General features: G+C 71.9%; 13 protein-coding genes and 2 pseudogenes. 9 read left to right on the top strand and 6 right to left on the bottom strand.

Features of this window, described 5'->3' with window-relative positions; genetic code table 11:
• Positions 1-41 precede the first annotated feature (41 nt).
• Together G4Q83_RS11890 and G4Q83_RS11885 are read right to left on the bottom strand one after the other, a co-directional pair.
• Positions 42-245 (bottom strand): annotated as a pseudogene (locus G4Q83_RS11890) (FKBP-type peptidyl-prolyl cis-trans isomerase); the annotation flags it as partial.
• A gap of 129 nt (positions 246-374) precedes the next feature.
• A pseudogene (locus tag G4Q83_RS11885) lies at positions 375-1,333 on the bottom strand (cation diffusion facilitator family transporter).
• Positions 1,334-1,425: 92 nt separating this feature from the next.
• On the opposite strand from G4Q83_RS11885, the gene G4Q83_RS11880 reads away from it, so the two are divergent.
• On the top strand, positions 1,426-1,764 hold the full coding sequence (locus tag G4Q83_RS11880; RefSeq protein WP_128421278.1) for a zinc ribbon domain-containing protein YjdM: 339 nt from the start codon (positions 1,426-1,428) through the stop codon (positions 1,762-1,764).
• Between the two features lie 154 nt (positions 1,765-1,918).
• On the opposite strand, the gene G4Q83_RS11875 is transcribed toward G4Q83_RS11880, so the two are convergent.
• Complete coding sequence (locus tag G4Q83_RS11875; protein ID WP_343068351.1) at positions 1,919-3,133, bottom strand: serine hydrolase domain-containing protein; 1,215 nt, start codon at positions 3,131-3,133, stop codon at positions 1,919-1,921.
• Between the two features lie 273 nt (positions 3,134-3,406).
• Complete coding sequence (locus G4Q83_RS11870) at positions 3,407-4,495, bottom strand: alkene reductase (protein WP_128421277.1); 1,089 nt, start codon at positions 4,493-4,495, stop codon at positions 3,407-3,409.
• A 289-nt stretch (positions 4,496-4,784) separates the two neighbouring features.
• Between G4Q83_RS11870 and G4Q83_RS11865 the strand changes: the two genes are divergently transcribed.
• On the top strand, positions 4,785-5,993 hold the full coding sequence (locus G4Q83_RS11865) for an MFS transporter (RefSeq protein WP_128421276.1): 1,209 nt from the start codon (positions 4,785-4,787) through the stop codon (positions 5,991-5,993).
• Between the two features lie 330 nt (positions 5,994-6,323).
• Here the strand turns inward: G4Q83_RS11865 and G4Q83_RS11860 are convergent, their stop codons facing one another.
• Positions 6,324-6,668 carry a hypothetical protein gene (locus tag G4Q83_RS11860; protein WP_185817204.1) on the bottom strand — a complete coding sequence of 115 codons (345 nt, stop codon included), beginning with the start codon at positions 6,666-6,668 and terminating at the stop codon, positions 6,324-6,326.
• Between the two features lie 500 nt (positions 6,669-7,168).
• Here G4Q83_RS11860 and G4Q83_RS11855 point away from each other — a divergent pair, with 500 nt between their 5' ends.
• From G4Q83_RS11855 to G4Q83_RS11835, 5 genes are all read left to right on the top strand, one after another.
• Positions 7,169-7,624 (top strand): PA2169 family four-helix-bundle protein, encoded by a 456-nt coding sequence (locus G4Q83_RS11855; RefSeq protein ID WP_128421274.1) that lies wholly within the window; start codon positions 7,169-7,171, stop codon positions 7,622-7,624.
• A gap of 214 nt (positions 7,625-7,838) precedes the next feature.
• Positions 7,839-8,477 (top strand): 2'-5' RNA ligase family protein, encoded by a 639-nt coding sequence (locus tag G4Q83_RS11850; RefSeq protein ID WP_128421273.1) that lies wholly within the window; start codon positions 7,839-7,841, stop codon positions 8,475-8,477.
• The gene (locus G4Q83_RS11845) at positions 8,474-9,082 is read left to right on the top strand and encodes an HD domain-containing protein (protein ID WP_128421272.1); all 609 of its coding nucleotides are present in this window, start codon (positions 8,474-8,476) and stop codon (positions 9,080-9,082) included. Before G4Q83_RS11850 ends, G4Q83_RS11845 begins: the two co-directional genes overlap by 4 nt.
• Positions 9,083-9,142: 60 nt before the next feature.
• Positions 9,143-9,334 carry an oxidoreductase-like domain-containing protein gene (locus tag G4Q83_RS11840; protein ID WP_128421271.1) on the top strand — a complete coding sequence of 64 codons (192 nt, stop codon included), beginning with the start codon at positions 9,143-9,145 and terminating at the stop codon, positions 9,332-9,334.
• Positions 9,335-9,543: 209 nt separating this feature from the next.
• Positions 9,544-10,920: a virulence factor family protein gene (locus G4Q83_RS11835; RefSeq protein ID WP_128421279.1), complete on the top strand. Its 1,377-nt coding sequence runs from the start codon at positions 9,544-9,546 to the stop codon at positions 10,918-10,920.
• Between the two features lie 121 nt (positions 10,921-11,041).
• Here the strand turns inward: G4Q83_RS11835 and mprF are convergent, their stop codons facing one another.
• Positions 11,042-13,606 carry a bifunctional lysylphosphatidylglycerol flippase/synthetase MprF gene (mprF, locus tag G4Q83_RS11830; RefSeq protein WP_128421270.1) on the bottom strand — a complete coding sequence of 855 codons (2,565 nt, stop codon included), beginning with the start codon at positions 13,604-13,606 and terminating at the stop codon, positions 11,042-11,044.
• 451 nt (positions 13,607-14,057) lie between these two features.
• On the opposite strand from mprF, the gene G4Q83_RS11825 reads away from it, so the two are divergent.
• Together G4Q83_RS11825 and G4Q83_RS11820 are read left to right on the top strand one after the other, a co-directional pair.
• Positions 14,058-14,732 (top strand): DUF998 domain-containing protein, encoded by a 675-nt coding sequence (locus G4Q83_RS11825; protein ID WP_128421269.1) that lies wholly within the window; start codon positions 14,058-14,060, stop codon positions 14,730-14,732.
• Entirely contained in the window at positions 14,729-15,073 is a 345-nt protein-coding gene (locus G4Q83_RS11820; protein ID WP_128421268.1) for a RidA family protein, read from the top strand. The genes G4Q83_RS11825 and G4Q83_RS11820 overlap by 4 nt, the downstream gene beginning before the upstream one ends.
• Positions 15,074-15,105 lie beyond the last annotated feature (32 nt).

Raw genomic sequence — 15,105 nt, 5'->3', positions numbered from 1 at the left:
TGCAAATTTTCACGGCACAGGCCCGATTGCGCCAGTGCAGAGTAGCCTTCGGCGGGAACCACGTCGACCTGCACGCTTTCGCCGGGGCGCTTGCCGGCCAGCGCCTTTTCCAGCCCGGGCACGATGTTGCCGGCGCCGTGCAGGTAGCTCAGCGGATTGTCCGGCGACGATTGGTCGATCACCTCGCCGGCGTCGTCGGTCAGGGTGTAGTGGATGGTGGCGACAAGCCCATTGGCGATCTCCATGGGAAACCTCGTCTCAAGTAGGGAGTGCGATACGCCGGCACAGTCACAGCGCGATGACAGATGGTGCCCGGCAACCCTAACGAAAAGCGGCGGCCGGCCGCAAGTCGGCGCGGCGCCGCGCCGGTTCGTTCAGCCGCCCGGCGGCGTCCGCAGCGCGCTGCGCCGCGCCCGCCACGCCTGGGGCGTCTGCGGTTTGACGAACAGCGACTGCAATTGCGAATGTTCGGCGCGCGCGGCGCGTTCGATGCGCTCGATGCACGCCTCGATCTGCGTGGTGCTGCGCTGGTCCTCGAATTCGGCGCTGAGCGCGGCGACCACCTGGTCCGGCGCCATCTGCACGCTCAGCACGCCGTTGACCGCGCGCACGTCCGGATCGGCGCCGGCGATGCGGCGCAGCGCATCGCTCAGCGGCTGCGCCGCGGGCTCGCCGATCAGCAGGCCCTTGGTCTCGCGCGCCAGTACGAAGGCCGAACATGCCAGGACCGCGGCGATGCCGATGGAGGCGGCGCCGTCTAGCGCCGGCATCTGCAGCCACTGCGCGGCCAGCAGCCCCAGCAATGCGATGAGCAGGCCGACCAGCGCGGCGCTGTCTTCCAGCAGCACGGTCAACAGGCTCGGGTCCTTGCTCTCGCGAAACGCCTGCACGTAGCCCATGGCGCCCTTGCGCGCCCGGAACTCGCGCAGCGACACCCACCACGAGCCGCCTTCGAACAGCATCGACAGGCCCAGCACCGCGTAGGTGAGGGTGTGGTTGTTGGCCGGTTCCGGATCGCGGATATGCGCGATGCCTTCGTACAGCGACACGCCGGCGCCGAGCGCGAACACCAGCAGGGCGACGATGAAACTCCAGAAATACAGTTCGCGTCCGTAGCCGAACGGATGGGCGGCGTCGGCGGGTCGCGCGGCGCGGCGCGGCGCAGCCCGTACAGCAGCAGTTCGTTGACCGTGTCGACCAGCGAGTGCACGCCTTCGCTGAGCATCGCCGAGCTGCCGGACAGCGCGGCGGCGACGAACTTGGCGATGGCGATGGCCAGGTTGCCGGCGAGCGCAGCGTAGATCGCCAGGCGGGAGCCGGAAGCGGCGGGCATGGGAATTCCCGCGTGGAGAGCGGCCCGGGCCGGCGGCGCAGAACGAGCGGCTACAATAGCCGCCCCGCGTCGTCGCCGTATCAAGGAAGCCCATGTCCGCCGCACCCGCCTGTCCGCAATGCACTCTGCAGAACACCTATGTCGACGCGGCGGTGTGGATCTGCGCCGACTGCGGCTACGAATGGCCGCCGTCGGCGGCCGCCGCCGACGTGGCGGTGGCGGTGCGCGACAGCAACGGCAACCTGCTGCAGGCCGGCGATACGGTGGTGGTGATCAAGGACCTGAAGGTCAAGGGCTCGTCGATCCCGCTCAAGCAGGGCACGGTGATCCGCGGCATCCGCCTGGTCGAGGACGATGCCGAGCACATCGAAGGCAACTCGGACAGGATCAAGGGCCTGGTGCTGAAGACCTGCTTCCTGCGCAAGGCCTGACACCGCGCGGCGGCACCGGCATGGCGGTGCCGCCGGGGGGCGGGACGCCGCGCCGCGCCTCTCCGGCGCGCATGGCCGGCCGTCGTCGGCGCGATCGCAGCGCCCGTGCGTGCGGTGCCGCGTTCGCCGCCTGCGCGCGCGGCGCGGGCATGGTTCACGCCGCGGCCGCGCGCAGCGCGGCGTAGGCCGCGTCGCGCAGGTCGGTCACGAACGTGCCGGACATGCCTTCGTACAGGGTGTTGGTCAGCGCCACCACGCTCAGCTGTCGCGCCGGGTCGACGAACCAGCTGTGGCCGTAGGCGCCGCCCCAGCGCCAGGTGCCCGGCGCTTGCGGGGTCGCGCTCGGCAGCGGATCGCGCAGCACGGCCAAGCCCAGGCCATAGCCCCAGCCGGGCGGATCCGGCGGGCCGCGCTCGCCGGCCTGCGCACGGCCCAGCTCCGCGACCAGTGTCGCCGGCAGCAGCGGCGCGCCGCCGTGGCGCAGCGTCTCCAGCAGGCGCAGCACGTCGCCGGCGCTGCCGACCATGCCGGCGCCGGCCGACGCGAACGCGTGCGGGTCCAGCGCGCGCGATGGGTGGAACACGATGCCGGCGCAGTCCGGGATCGGCGCCACGCACTCGCCTTCGCCAAGCCGGTGCGGCGACGGGTCGCCATTGACGTAGGGCACCGCCAGCCGCGCCGGGTCCTCGGCATGGAAGCTGGTGGCGTGCATGCCCAGCGGCGCGGTGACCAGGTCGCGCACCAACTGGGGCAGCGCCTGGCCGCTGGCCGCCTGCAGCAGCGCACCGGCGACATCGATCGACAGCGAATAGGCCCAGCCCTCGCCAGGCGCATACTGCAGCGGCACCTGCGCGAAGCGGCGCAGGTTCTGCTCCAGGCTCAGACCGCTGTTGTCCATGCCGTCGGACACACCGGCGCGGGCGAGCGCGCCGTCCGCCGGTTCGAGGAAGCGGTAGCCGAGCCCGGCGCTGTGGCTGAGCAACTGGCGCAGGCTGATGTCCGGCACTCGCCCGTCGGGCAACGCCGGGCGGAACCAGGGCAGCCAGTGCGCGATCGGCGCGTCCAGCTGCAGCCGGCCCTGCGCGACCAGTGCCAGCGCCGCGCTGGCGGCGATCAGCTTGCTGATCGAGGCGAGCCGGAACCGGGTGTCCTCGCGCATCGGCTGGCGCGCTTCGCGGTCGGCCCAGCCGGCGGCGCGGCGGTAGACGCAATGCCCCGCATGCGCGCCAGCACCACCGCGCCGACCAGGCGCTGCTCGCTCAGGGCGGCATCGACCGCGGCATCCAGTGGCCCGGCCTGCTCCGGCGACAGCGCCGGGGCAGCGGGGGAGGTGGGTGGAACGGCGCTGGGAGAAGGGGCCATGAGACATCTCGCGGAGACGGGGAGCGCAGCATGACGGGTTGCCGATGGCGGAACAAAGAGGGGCTGGGGTACCTCTGTTCTTCAAGGGCGCGAATGTCCGCAACGGGAGCGGCCCTGGGCAGCTTGCGCGGCTTGGTGCAGGTGGTGGAGAGCGGCGGTTTGCCGCGGCGGCGCGGGTGCACGGCGTGTCCGCGTCGGCCGGCCACGGCCGAGCGCGTCGCGCGGCCTGGGGCGTGGTGGCTCGCGACCGGCCGCGATGGCCGCGGCCGGTGCGCGCGGTTCAGTCCAGCGTCGGGTAGTCGGTATAGCCCTTGGCGCCGCCGCCGTAGAGCGTGTCCGCATCCAGCGGGTTGAGCGGCGCATCGCGGCGCAGCCGTTCCAGCAGGTCCGGGTTGGCGATGAACGGGCGTCCGAACGCCACCGCGTCGGCGCTGCCGGAGGCGATGGCCTGCTCGGCCAGCGCCTTGTCGTAGCCGTTGTTGACCAGCCAGCGTCCGTGGAACTTGGCGCGCAGTGCGGCGTAGTCGAAGGCGATGTTGTCGCGCGGGCCGCCGGTGGCGCCCTCGATCACATGCACGAACGCCAGGCCGAGCGCATCCAGGCGCTCGATCGCCCGCTCGAACAGGGGCTGCGGGTCGCTGTCGCGCGCATCGTTGGCCGGGGTCACCGGCGACAGGCGCACGCCGGTACGGTCGGCGCCGATCTCCTGCGCTACCGCCTGCACCACTTCGAACAGCAGCCGGGTGCGGTTTTCGATGCCGCCGCCGTAGGCGTCGTCGCGGTGGTTGCTGCCGTCGCGCAGGAACTGGTCGATCAGATAGCCATTGGCGGCATGCACTTCCACCCCGTCGAAGCCGGCGGCGATGGCGTTGCGCGCGGCGCGGCGGTAGTCCTCGATCAACCCGGGGATCTCGTCCAGGCGCAGCGCGCGCGGCTGCGAGACATCGCTGAAGCCATCCGCGGTGTAGGTCTTGGCTTCGGCGCGCAGCGCGCTCGGCGCCACCGGCGCGGCGCCGTCCGGCAGCAGGCTGACGTGGGAGATGCGGCCGACGTGCCACAGCTGCAGCACGATCCTGCCGCCGCGGCGGTGCACCTCGGCGGTGACCCGCTTCCACGCGGCGACCTGCACATCGCTGTAGATCCCGGGCGTGTCCATGTAGCCCTGGCCCATCGGGCTGATCTGGGTGGCCTCGGCGACGATCAGCCCGGCATCGGCACGCTGTCCGTAGTAGTCGGCGGCCAGCGGCGAGGGGATGCGGCCTTCGCCTTCGGCGCGATTGCGGGTCAGCGGCGCCATCACCACGCGGTTGGTCAGTTCGATCGCGCCCAGGCGCAGCGGCGCGAACAGGTGAGAAGCAGTAGCGGTCATCGGTGATCCTCGATTCGGGGGAGCGGGCGCGCAGTGCTGCCGGCGCATGCGTGCAGTGCAGACATGGGGCCAGCGGCCGTGGATTGGCGCGATGCCGGTAGGACAGTGCGTTGCTGCCCGCGGCGGCGCCTGCCGGCGGGTTTTGGGATAGGTCGGTGCGCCGCGGCGGCAGTGCAGCCGGCGGAGCCATCCGCACGCGCCAAGCCGCAACGCGGCGTTGCACGGGCATGGCTTCTAATTGCGTGCTGCAATGCACAACAATGGAAGGCCCCTCGCTCAGGTCCCGGGCATGTCCACTCCCGCCACTGCTCCGACGCCGTTGTCGCGCCGAGGCTATGTGCTGACCCTGTCCGCGCTTGCGATGGGCGGCTTTGCGATCGGCACCAGCGAGTTCTCCACGATGGGCCTGATGCCGTACATCGCGCGCGGACTGGCGATCGATGCGCCGCAGGTCGGGCATCTGATCAGCGCCTATGCGTTGGGCGTGGTGGTCGGCGCGCCGCTGCTGGCGATCGTCGGCGCGCGCTGGCCGCGGCGCACGCTGCTGCTGGCGCTGATGGGCTTCTATGCGGCCGGCAACCTGGCCAGCGCACTGGCGCCGGATTACCGCAGCATGCTGCTGGTGCGCTTCATCGCCGGCTTGCCGCACGGCGCCTATTTCGGCGTGGCCACGCTGGTCGCCGCGTCGATCAGCCGGCCCGACCAGCGCGGCGCGGCGGTGAGCCGGGTGCTGCTCGGGCTGAATCTGGCGGTGCTGGTCGGCAATCCGCTGGCGACTTGGCTGGGCCAGGTGGCGCAATGGCGCTACGCCTATGCGCTGGTGGCGTTGATCGCGCTGCTGACCGTGGTGCTGGTCATGTGGCTGTTGCCGGCCGACCCGTACGAGCCGCGGCAGCGGCCGCTGCGCGAACTGCGCGCTTTCAACCGCCCGCAGGTATGGCTGGCGCTGGGCATCGGCTCGATCGGCTTCGCCGGCATGTTCTGCGTGTTCAGTTACCTGGCCCCGACCCTGACCGAGGTCACTGGCGTGTCTGAGCGCTGGATCCCATTGGCGATGTGCGCGTTCGGCCTGGGCGGCCTGCTCGGCAACGTCGCCGGCGGCTGGTTGTTCGACCGGTTGCAGTTCCGCGCGGTGCCGCTGGTGCTGCTGTGGTCGATGGCGGTGCTGCTGGCGTTCCCGCTGGCCGCGCAGTCGCCGTGGGCGGTGCTGCCGGCGGTGGTCGCGGTCGGCAGCATGGGCGCGCTGGCGCCGGTGCTGCAGACCCGGCTGATGGACGTGGCCAGCGAGGCGCAGACCCTGGCCGCGGCCTCCAACCACGCTGCGTTCAATCTGGCCAATGCACTGGGTCCGTGGCTGGGCGGGATCGCGATCGGCGCCGGGCTGGGCTGGACCTCGACCGGCTACGTCGGCGCCGCGGCGGCGCTGGGCGGGCTGCTGGTCTACCTGTGGGCGCGCCACGACGCGCGCCGGGCGCAGCAGCTGGCGACCGCCGGCTAGCCAGGATGCGGCGCGGTCGCGTGCGGACAGGCCGCCTGCGCAACCGGTCAACGCCGCGCCTGCGTCGCGTGCGCCAGGCGCCGCAGCACGTCCAGCCCGGCCTGGTAGCGCGCTGCGCGGTCTGCTCGGCGTGCGTCAGGGCCTGCTGCATCGTCCAGTTCGCGCGGTGCGGGTCGCCGCCGCGCAGAGAGGCGCGGGCCAGGGCGAAGAAGTACAGCAGGTGCGCGCCCGGGTACAGGCGCAGCGCATGCCGGCAGTGGCCGAGCGCCGCGGCGTAGTCCTGGCGCCGCTCGGCCTGTTCGCCGAGCAGGTATTGGCGGAAGGGATCGGTCAGTTGCACGCGTCGCAGCCGTGCCGGCATCGCCGCCTCGCGCCGCGGTCGCCCAGCGCGCCACAGGCTGGCGGCGTTGGAGAGGGTGGCGGCATGGCCGGATCGATCGCCAGCGCGGTCGCGTCATCCTGCTCGGCGCCACGCGCGTGGCCCTGGCGTCGCGCCAGCACGCCAAGACTGTCCCAGGCGGCGACCAAGCGGCGGTCCATCTGCAGCGCCATCGCCAGGTGCTGCCGCGCAGCGGGCAGGGCGCCGTCGGCGCGCAGTTCGGCACCGCGGTTGTTGTAGCGTTGTAGCGCCAGCGCGCGGCGGTCGGAAATGGGTTGCGCACCGCGCCGCTCCATCGGCACGCTGCGGTTTGGGTCGACGCTGCCGCGGCGCGGCGACGAGGGCGAATGCGGTGCAACCGAACATGGCGCACCTTGCGGCAGTCGCGGATGGGAGGCGTCGTCGCCAACATAGTGCGTCGCCGGCGCGCGGCGTGCCGCAAGACGCGGCGATCGAGGCCCTCCGCCGCCGGCGGCGGTCCTCCACCGTGGCTGCGCAGGAACGCGGGTCGGCATGGGCTGAGCTGTCCGCGGCGTGCCGGGCAGTGGCCGGGCCGGCCTGGCGCATGGCCGCGCCGGTCTGCCGCCGATGAACGCCTGTTCATGCCTGCCAGCGTCGTGTGAGGACGCGGCGGTCTCGGCTCACGTGCACTTCATGCCACGGTGTCCAGCATCTGTCCCACGACGCAACGCGGCAATTCTTCATTCGCGGCCGAGCGATATGCAGGAGTTGGGCGACACGACCCGCCGTGCCCGTCGCGCGATCTCGCCAGCCCACCCAGAAAGGAGTTCCATCCATGAGCATTCAAAGCAAGACCGCCCACAGCCTCAACGATCTCATCGCCATTTCCCGCGACGGCAAGCAGTTCTACGAAGAAGCCGCGCAGAAGGTCGGCGACACGGAACTGTCGGCGCTGTTCCTGCGCATCGCTGGGGTCAAGTCGGACATCGTCAGCAGCCTGAGCGCCGTGGTCCAGGCCGCCGGCGGTACGCCGGACGAGCACGGAACGCTGGTCGGCAGCATGCAGCAGATGTACGGCAAGGTGCGTGCCGCGCTGGGTGACACCAAGTACGGCTATGTGGCGGAGTTGGAAGAGTCCGAGGATCGCCTGCTGAAGGCGTTCAACGAAACGATCGCCGACAGCGACACTCCGGTCGCCGCGCGCGATGCGGCCACCCGCCTGCTGCCGGAAGTGCGTTCCTGTCACGACGTGATGCGCACCCGCAAGCTGGCGATGAAGAACGCCGCCTGAGCGCCGCCGGCCGGATCCCGCGCATCCGGCCGTTTCCTGCACCAGGCACGTTGCCCGCAGTGGGCGTCGCGCCGATGCCGCGCAGACGCAAAGGCCGACCGGATCCTCCGGCCGGCCTTTCGCGTTCCAGCGTACGCCCCGGCTGCGCGGCGCTTGCTACCATGGCGGCCCGCTCCGTCGCCGGACCGCCCGCGGCTTTCGCCGCATCCTGCCCATGACCCACCCTGCTTTCCCCGCAGGCGCACAGTTCCCGCTCGGGTTCGCGGGGCCGGCGTCGCGCGAGAACCTGTGCTTGGCGCTGCTGCCGGATCCGGCCACCGTGCAGCGCGCGTTCGCGCGGGGTGCGCCTGCGTGGTGCGCATGGTCTGCGCGGCCAGGTGCTGCGCCCGGACGCCTGCACGTCACCCTGCATCACTTGGGCGAGTACGCCGGCATCCCGCCGCGCCTGCTGCTGCAGGCGCGGGCCGCCGGCCAGGCGCTGGCGTCGGCGCCGTTCGAACTGGGATTCCATCGGGCCGCCCGTTTCGGCGGCCGCGCCCGGGCGCGGCCGCTGGTGTTGCGCGGCAACGGCGAGCCGCCGCCGCTGCGCCAGCGGCGCGCGGCCCTGCAGCGGCAGCTCGGCCGCCATGGCCTGGCCACACACGCCAGCGTGGGGTATCTTCCGCACATCACCCTGGCCTACGACGAGCGGGCGGTGCCGCTGCAGCCGGTACCGGAACTGCGCTGGACGCTCGCCACGCTGAGCCTGATCCGCAGCGTGCAAGGACACGGGCGCTACCTGCACGAAGCGACCTGGGCGCTGTCCGCACACGCGCTCGTCGCGCCGCACGATGGCGCGGCGCCGCGCCGATGAGCGTGCCGGCGCCGGCGCCGCTGACGCTGCCGGCTGCGCAGTGGACGCAACTGCACGCGGCCTATGCCACGCCGCCGCGCGCCTATCATCACTTCGGCCACGTGCAGGCGGTGCTGGCGCATTATGCAGAGGTCGCCGCCGGGGTGGGGTGGCGGCAGCCGCGCGAGGTCTACCTGGCGGTGCTGTACCACGACGCGGTATACCAGGCCGGGCGTGGCGACAACGAGATGCAGTCGGCGCGCTTGGCGCAGGCGGCGATCGCGCAGTGGCTGCCCGATGCCGGGCTGGACGCGGCGCGGGTCGCCGCGCTGATCGAACTGACCGTGCACCACGGCCAGTTGGCCGCCGATGCGGTGGACGCGGAGGCGGCGCTGTTCCTGGATTGCGACATGGCCATCCTCGGCGCCGAGCGCGCCGTGTTCGCCGCTTACGATCGCGCCATCGCCGAGGAGTATCGCGGCGTGGTGCCGGACCGGCTGTACCGGCGCAAGCGCCGCGCGTTCCTGAAGACGCTGCTGGCGCAGCCGCGCATCTTCCTCAGCGACCGGTTCCATGCGCGCTACGACGCGGCGGCACGCGCCAACCTGCGCCAGGCGATTGGCTGAGCCCGCGGCGGCGCCTGCTGCAATACGCGCCAGCCCGCCTTGTGTCGCCTCCCGCCCACCGTGAGACCCGATCCCGTTGCCGCCGCTGCCGATCCGCGCCCGCAACCGCCGCTGCCGCCCGAGCCCGGCGATTGCTGCAACAGCGGCTGCCCACTGTGCGTCCATGACCTGTACAACGATGAGGTGGAGCGTTACCGGCAGGCGCTGGCAGTGTGGCGATCGCGCCATCCCGAGGCCGGCGCGGACAGCTGAAGCTGTGTCGCGTTGCGCGGCCCGTTCCGGGATGCCGTCCCGCGGCTGCAGCGGCCGCCGGGCGCCGCCGACCGCGCCCATGCCGCCGCGACGCTCTGGCCTATCCCGCATGAACCGGCATCGACGCCGCGCTTCGCGCCATCGCCATTCGGGATTATCTTTACACGCCTTTTCAGGATTGCCGGATGATGCGAACGCGTGGCGGATGGATGTGGGGATGTGTGCTGACCGGGTTGTTCGCACCGGTCGTCGCCTCGGCGGCGCCGGCCGTAGCGCCGGCCGGTGCCCCGGAAAAGCTCAGCCACGGTCGCTTCGAGCAAGTGCCGGTGCTGTTGCCGCGGGGCGAGGCCGAGCGCGTGGTGCTGTGGTTCGCCGGCGGCAAGCATGGCCAGGCGGAGCGCGCGCGTCAGATCGAAGCGCTGCGCGGCGACGGCGCGATGGTGGCGGTGATCGACACGGCGCACCTGCAGGCGGTGCTGGCCAAGATCGACGGCACCTGCGGCTTCTCCGCCGGCGACGTGGAGAACTTCTCGCGCTACGTGCAGGCCTACTATCACGTGCCCACCTACCGCCTGCCGCTGCTGGTCGGCGACGGCGACGGCGCCGCGCTGGCCTATGCGATCGCGGCGCAGTCGCCCAAGCACGTGCTGGCCGGCATGCTCACCGAGGACTTCTGCCCGGTGCAGGTGCTGGACGACCAGGTCTGCGGCGCCGGCATCACCGCGCCGGCGCGCGCGTTGCAGCCCACCGCGCTGCCGCTGCCGTGGCTGGCGGCCGCCGCAGCGCCGGGCAAGGCGCGCTGCGCGCAGCAGAGCCAGGCGTTTGTGCAGAAGGTGCCGCAGGCGCGGCCGTTCCGCCGCAGCGCCGGCGGCGATCCGCTGCCCGGGCTGCGCGCGGCGGCGCGTTCGCTGGGCGCGCAGCGCGGTGTCAGCCTGCCGCCCACGCCGGTCGATCTGGCCGGGTTGCCGGTGGTGGAAGTGCCGGCCGATCCTGCCGGCGGCGCGGCCGGCGACAGCGCAGTGTTCGCGATCTTCGTTTCCGGCGATGGCGGCTGGGCCGGGCTCGACCAGCAGGTCGCCGACGCGCTGGCTAAGGCCGGCATCCCGGTGGTCGGGGTGGATTCGCTGCGCTACTTCTGGAGCGAACGCACGCCGCAGGTCTTCGCTACCGACCTGGACCGGATCTACCGCCACTACAGCCGCCTGTGGCAGCGCGGGCAGGTGGTGCTGATCGGCTTCTCCCAGGGCGCCGACGTGCTGCCTGCCGCCTACAACCAACTGCCGCCGGCGATGCGCGCGCAGGTGCGGATCACCGCGCTGCTGTCGCTGGGCAAGACCGCCGACTACGAGTTCCACGTCTCCAACTGGATCAGCTCCGGCAACGACGGCCTGCCGATCGCCCCGGAGGTGGCGAAGATGCCGGGCGCGAAGACCCTGTGCGTGTACGGCGAGGACGACGACGACGCGCTGTGCCCGGACCTGGCGCCCGGCGCCGCGCAGCTGGTGAAGCTGCCCGGCGACCACCACTTCGAGGGCGACTACGCGGAACTGGCCCAGCAGATCCTGCGGCGGATCGGGGCGAAATAGTCGGGACTGGGGACTGGGGACTGCGGACTGGGGACTGGGGACTGCGGACTGGGGACCCGAAGAACGTTTCTCGGTAAGACCCCCCGCTTTTGCTGTTGCTTTCCCGAGTCCCGGGTCCCGGCTACTCCGGCTTCCTGGGATCCAACGAAATCAACCGCGTCACGTCCAGCAGCGTCGCCGGCAGGTGCATGCCGCCGGGCGCCGCCAGATAGCGGGTGCGCCAGGTCGGCGCGAACTTGGACTTGAAGCGGCGCAACCCGCTGAAGCCGTAGAAGCGTTCGCCATGGCGCACGATCAGGTTGCCGAAACGGTTCCAGCGCCCCGCCAGGCGGTGTTGCGCGAGGCCCGACAGCGGCGCCATGCCCAGCGAGAAACGCTTGTAGCCCTGGTCGCGGCCCCACAGGAACAGTTCGATGAACAGGAAATCCATCGTGCCCTTCGGCGCGTCGGCGATGTGCCGCATCAGGTCCACCGACAGTTCGCGCCCGGCCGGCGCTTGCCATAGGTTGGCGAACGCCACGACCTTGCCCTCGGCCTCGACCACCGCGACCGGGAAGCGGCGCAGATAGGCCGGATCGAAGCTGCCGAGCGAGAAGCCCTTCTCCTCGCCGGCCTTTTCCTCCAGCCATTGCTGCGAGACCTGGGCCAGCACCGGCATCAGCACATCGATCTGCTCCAGCGGCAAGATGCGGAAGCTCAGCCCGCTGCGCTTGCCGCGGTTCCATGCCTGGCGCAGATCGGCGCGGTCGCGGCCTTCCAGATGGAAGCCTTCCAGCGGCACCATTGCTTCCTCGCCGAGCTTGACCAGGGTCAGGCCCAGGTCCAGGTAGGTCTGCCAGTGCTGTTCGCCGACCTGGTAGAACACCGGGCGCAGGCCCAGCCGGTCGGCTTCCTCGCGGAAGCGCCAGATCAGCGCCCGCGCCACCTCCGGCGCTCCCACCGGATCGCCCATCGCCACCAACGAGCCGCCGTAGCGCTGCATCATCACGAAGCCCTGGCCGCCCTCGTCGGGCAGCAGCGCCTTGTCGCCGGTCAGCACCAGGCAGGCCTGGGTATCGGTGGTCGCTGCCAGCACCGGGGTCAGCGCGTCCAACTGCGCCGCGCTGGCCGCCGGCAGCGGCGAGCGCGTGCTGTGCAACAGCCGCGCCAGCCCGAACACCACCACCGCCACGCTGACCAGCAGCACCGCGCGCAGCGCGCGCGGCGCGTTGGCCGAGGTCGCGAAATGCCACCACAGCTCGTTCTGGTATTCGACATGGCTGTAGACGAAGAACAGCAGCCACACCGTCGCGATCAGCACCAGGCCCAGGTTGCGGATCCACGGCCACGACCAGGCCTCGTCGAGCAGCGCGCCCTGGCGATAGAACTCGCGGCGCGCGCCCCACAGCCCGATCGCCACCACCAACGAGGACAGCGCCACCGAGACGTGGCCGCCGCGCAGCCAGGCCGGCAACGGCAGCAGCACGCAGATGCCGATCGCCAGCACCCAGGCCGCATGGCTGCGCCGCTGCAGGCCCTGGCCGATCAGCAGCAGCACCACCCCGCCGAGGCTGGCCAGCAGGTGCGAGGTCTCCACGATCGACAGCGGCGCCATGCCCAGGCGCCGCTTCGGCGTCGGCAGGGTGCCGTCGATGACCAGCGCCGCGCCGACCGCGAACACCGCGATGGCGATGATCTGCGGCAGCCACGGGCGCAGCGTGCCCCAGGCCACCCGCACGCTGCCCGCGCCAGCGGCCAGCGGCCGGCGCAGGCCCGAGGCCGCGGCCATCAGCACCGACAGCAGCAGCGGCACCACGTAGTAGGTGATGCGGTAGATCAGCGCCGCCGCCAGCACCGCCGCCGGTGCCACGCCGGGCAGCAGCTTGAGCAGGCTCCATTCGAACACGCCCAGCCCGGCCGGCACGGTCGACATCAGTCCGGCCACCACCGCGACCAGGTACAGGCCGACGAAGCCGACGAACTCGATCCCCGATTCGTTCGGCAGCAGCACGTAGAACGCGGCGCTGGCCAGGCCCAGCTCGACCACGCTCAGCGCGGTCACGCCCAGCGCGGTGCGCCGGTCCGGCAACCACAGCGCGTGGTCGCGCCAGCGCAGCGTGCGGCCCTCGCGCCCGGCCAGCAGCAGCAGCAGCCCGAAGCCGGCAAGCAGCGCGACGCCGATCGCGCGCACCGCCGGCGCGCCGAGCGGCAGCGCCAGCGCCGCCGCCGCCGGTTCCAGCGCCAGCGCCAGCGCCAGCAGCAGCCAGGCGCCGAACACGAAGCCGAGCGTGCTCATCAGCACCACCTGGCCGATCTCCGCCAGACTCAGCCCGACCCGGCCGTAGCCACGCAGGCGCACCGCACCGCCGGTCAGCGCGGCGAAGCCCAGGGTCTGCCCGACCGTATGCGCCAGGAACGCGGTGACGCCGATCCGCATCGGATGCAGCTTGCGCCCGCTGCGGTGCAGGCCGACCGCGTCGAACCCGATCAAGCAGGCATAGCTGCTCAGCCCCAGCAGCAGGGTCAGCGCGATCTGGCCGACGCCGAGCTGGTTGAAGGCGTGGCGGATCGCGGCATAACCGTGGGTGCTGAACTCGGTGGCCAGCGCGCGCAGCGCCAGCGCCAGGATCAGCAGGCTGACCACGACCGGCAACGCGCGGCGCCAGCCTGCAGGGGAGTGGGGAGCGGGAAGTGCAGCGTCGGTCATTGCAGGCGAGCGTAGACGAAGAAGAAGGACGGCGCAGGGCGCGCGCCGGTGCTGCCCATGTGCGCTGCATCGACGGCGTGGGCCGTCGCGGCGGTGGCGGACCTGGCAGCGGAAAGGGGACGGTACATGGCGCTGCCCGGGTTGGCTAGGGCCGGTCGATGCCGCGGACACGGGCCGCGGCGCGCCGGCGCGCCGCACCCGGGCGCGGATGCAGCCGCATCATCATTGGCTCGCTCATCGACATAAAGATCCCTCGTTCTTCAACCTGCCGCGCACGCGCCCGAGTGCGGCGTGGTCTATCCCGGTGGCGTTGACAGGCCCTTGGACGGTACCGATGGGCTGTACCGACGGCGCCGGCGACGCGCATCATAGTGGAATCGCACGTCGGCGCCGCGTCGGGGTGCGTCGCGTCCCCCCGATCCGCCCCGGAGCCGAACCGATGCCGCCGCCCATGGCCGTCGTCCCCGCAGCGCCACGCTGGCCGCGCGCCGCCGGCGCCCTCGCCGCAGTCCTGTGCCTGCTGTTCCTGGGCGTGGCGCTGGCGCTGCAGCTGTCGCGTGCGGACCTGCACTGGCAGCAGGCGACGCTGAGTCTGTACCTGCATGGCCCGGGCGGGCTGTTGCTGCGAATCGTCTACGTGCTGCTGGCGGTGGGCATCGTCGCGCTCGCCGCCGGCCTGTATGCGCAGTCCCCGTCGGCGGCGCGCAGTGCCGCGCCGCCGCTGCTGTTCGCGGGCGCCGCACTGGGCCTGTGCGGGGTGGCGATCGGCGACAGCTACCTGCCGCAGCGCGCGCCGTTGCTGGCGCCGCTGCTGCATGCGCTGTCGGCGCAGGCCGCGTTCCTGTGCGTGACCACGGCGATGCTGTTGCAGAGCGCGTGGCTGCGCCGGCAACCGCCGTGGCGCGGTCTCGCCGTCGCCGCGCCGGCGCTGGCCGCCGCGGCGTTCGTGGCGCTGTGGGTGCACGTGCTGTGGCGGGCGCCGCCGCGCGTGCTGACCCAGAAGCTGGCGATCGCGCTGATCCTGGGCTGGCTGCTGCTGGTCGCGTACCGGCTGTGGCGCCCTGCAGGCTTGGCGCAATCGCGCGACAATGCCCGGGTTTCCCTTCTTCAGGACAGCGCATCATGATCCAGCGTTTCGATACCGGCCCGCGCATGTCGGAAATGACCGTGCACAATGGCGTGGCCTATCTGGCAGGGCAGATCGCCGATGACACTGGCGCCGACATCGCCGGGCAGACCCGCCAGGTACTGGCGGCGATCGATGCACTGCTGGCGCGCGCGGCCAGCGACAAGAGCAAGGTCCTGCGCGCGGAGATCTTCATGACCGACCTGGCCGAGTTCGCGGAAATGAACAAGGTCTGGGAAGATTGGGTGTCGCCGGGCAGCACCCCGGCGCGCGCCACCGTGCAGGCCAGGCTGGCCAATCCGGACTGGAAGATCGAGATCGTGATTACCGCGGCGGTTTGATCGGGACTCGGGACCGGGGACCCGGGGGGGGG

The sequence above is a fragment of the Xanthomonas theicola genome (genome assembly GCF_014236795.1).
GTDB classification, from domain to species: domain Bacteria; phylum Pseudomonadota; class Gammaproteobacteria; order Xanthomonadales; family Xanthomonadaceae; genus Xanthomonas_A; species Xanthomonas_A theicola.
The sequence above is the reverse complement of the archived record's forward strand: the minus strand, read 5'-3'. Positions and strand labels throughout refer to the sequence as shown.

Bases quoted from the DNA above. Each gene is read 5' to 3' on its own strand.
- G4Q83_RS11880 (WP_128421278.1), top strand. From the start codon at position 1,426: ATGTCCGCCGCACCCGCCTGTCCGCAATGCACTCTGCAGAACACCTAT.
- G4Q83_RS11875 (WP_343068351.1), bottom strand. From the start codon at position 3,133: ATGTCTCATGGCCCCTTCTCCCAGCGCCGTTCCACCCACCTCCCCCGC.
- G4Q83_RS11870 (WP_128421277.1), bottom strand. From the start codon at position 4,495: ATGACCGCTACTGCTTCTCACCTGTTCGCGCCGCTGCGCCTGGGCGCG.
- G4Q83_RS11865 (WP_128421276.1), top strand. From the start codon at position 4,785: ATGTCCACTCCCGCCACTGCTCCGACGCCGTTGTCGCGCCGAGGCTAT.
- G4Q83_RS11860 (WP_185817204.1), bottom strand. From the start codon at position 6,668: ATGGAGCGGCGCGGTGCGCAACCCATTTCCGACCGCCGCGCGCTGGCG.
- G4Q83_RS11855 (WP_128421274.1), top strand. From the start codon at position 7,169: ATGAGCATTCAAAGCAAGACCGCCCACAGCCTCAACGATCTCATCGCC.
- G4Q83_RS11850 (WP_128421273.1), top strand. From the start codon at position 7,839: ATGACCCACCCTGCTTTCCCCGCAGGCGCACAGTTCCCGCTCGGGTTC.
- G4Q83_RS11845 (WP_128421272.1), top strand. From the start codon at position 8,474: ATGAGCGTGCCGGCGCCGGCGCCGCTGACGCTGCCGGCTGCGCAGTGG.
- G4Q83_RS11835 (WP_128421279.1), top strand. From the start codon at position 9,544: ATGTGGGGATGTGTGCTGACCGGGTTGTTCGCACCGGTCGTCGCCTCG.
- mprF (WP_128421270.1), bottom strand. From the start codon at position 13,606: ATGACCGACGCTGCACTTCCCGCTCCCCACTCCCCTGCAGGCTGGCGC.
- G4Q83_RS11825 (WP_128421269.1), top strand. From the start codon at position 14,058: ATGGCCGTCGTCCCCGCAGCGCCACGCTGGCCGCGCGCCGCCGGCGCC.
- G4Q83_RS11820 (WP_128421268.1), top strand. From the start codon at position 14,729: ATGATCCAGCGTTTCGATACCGGCCCGCGCATGTCGGAAATGACCGTG.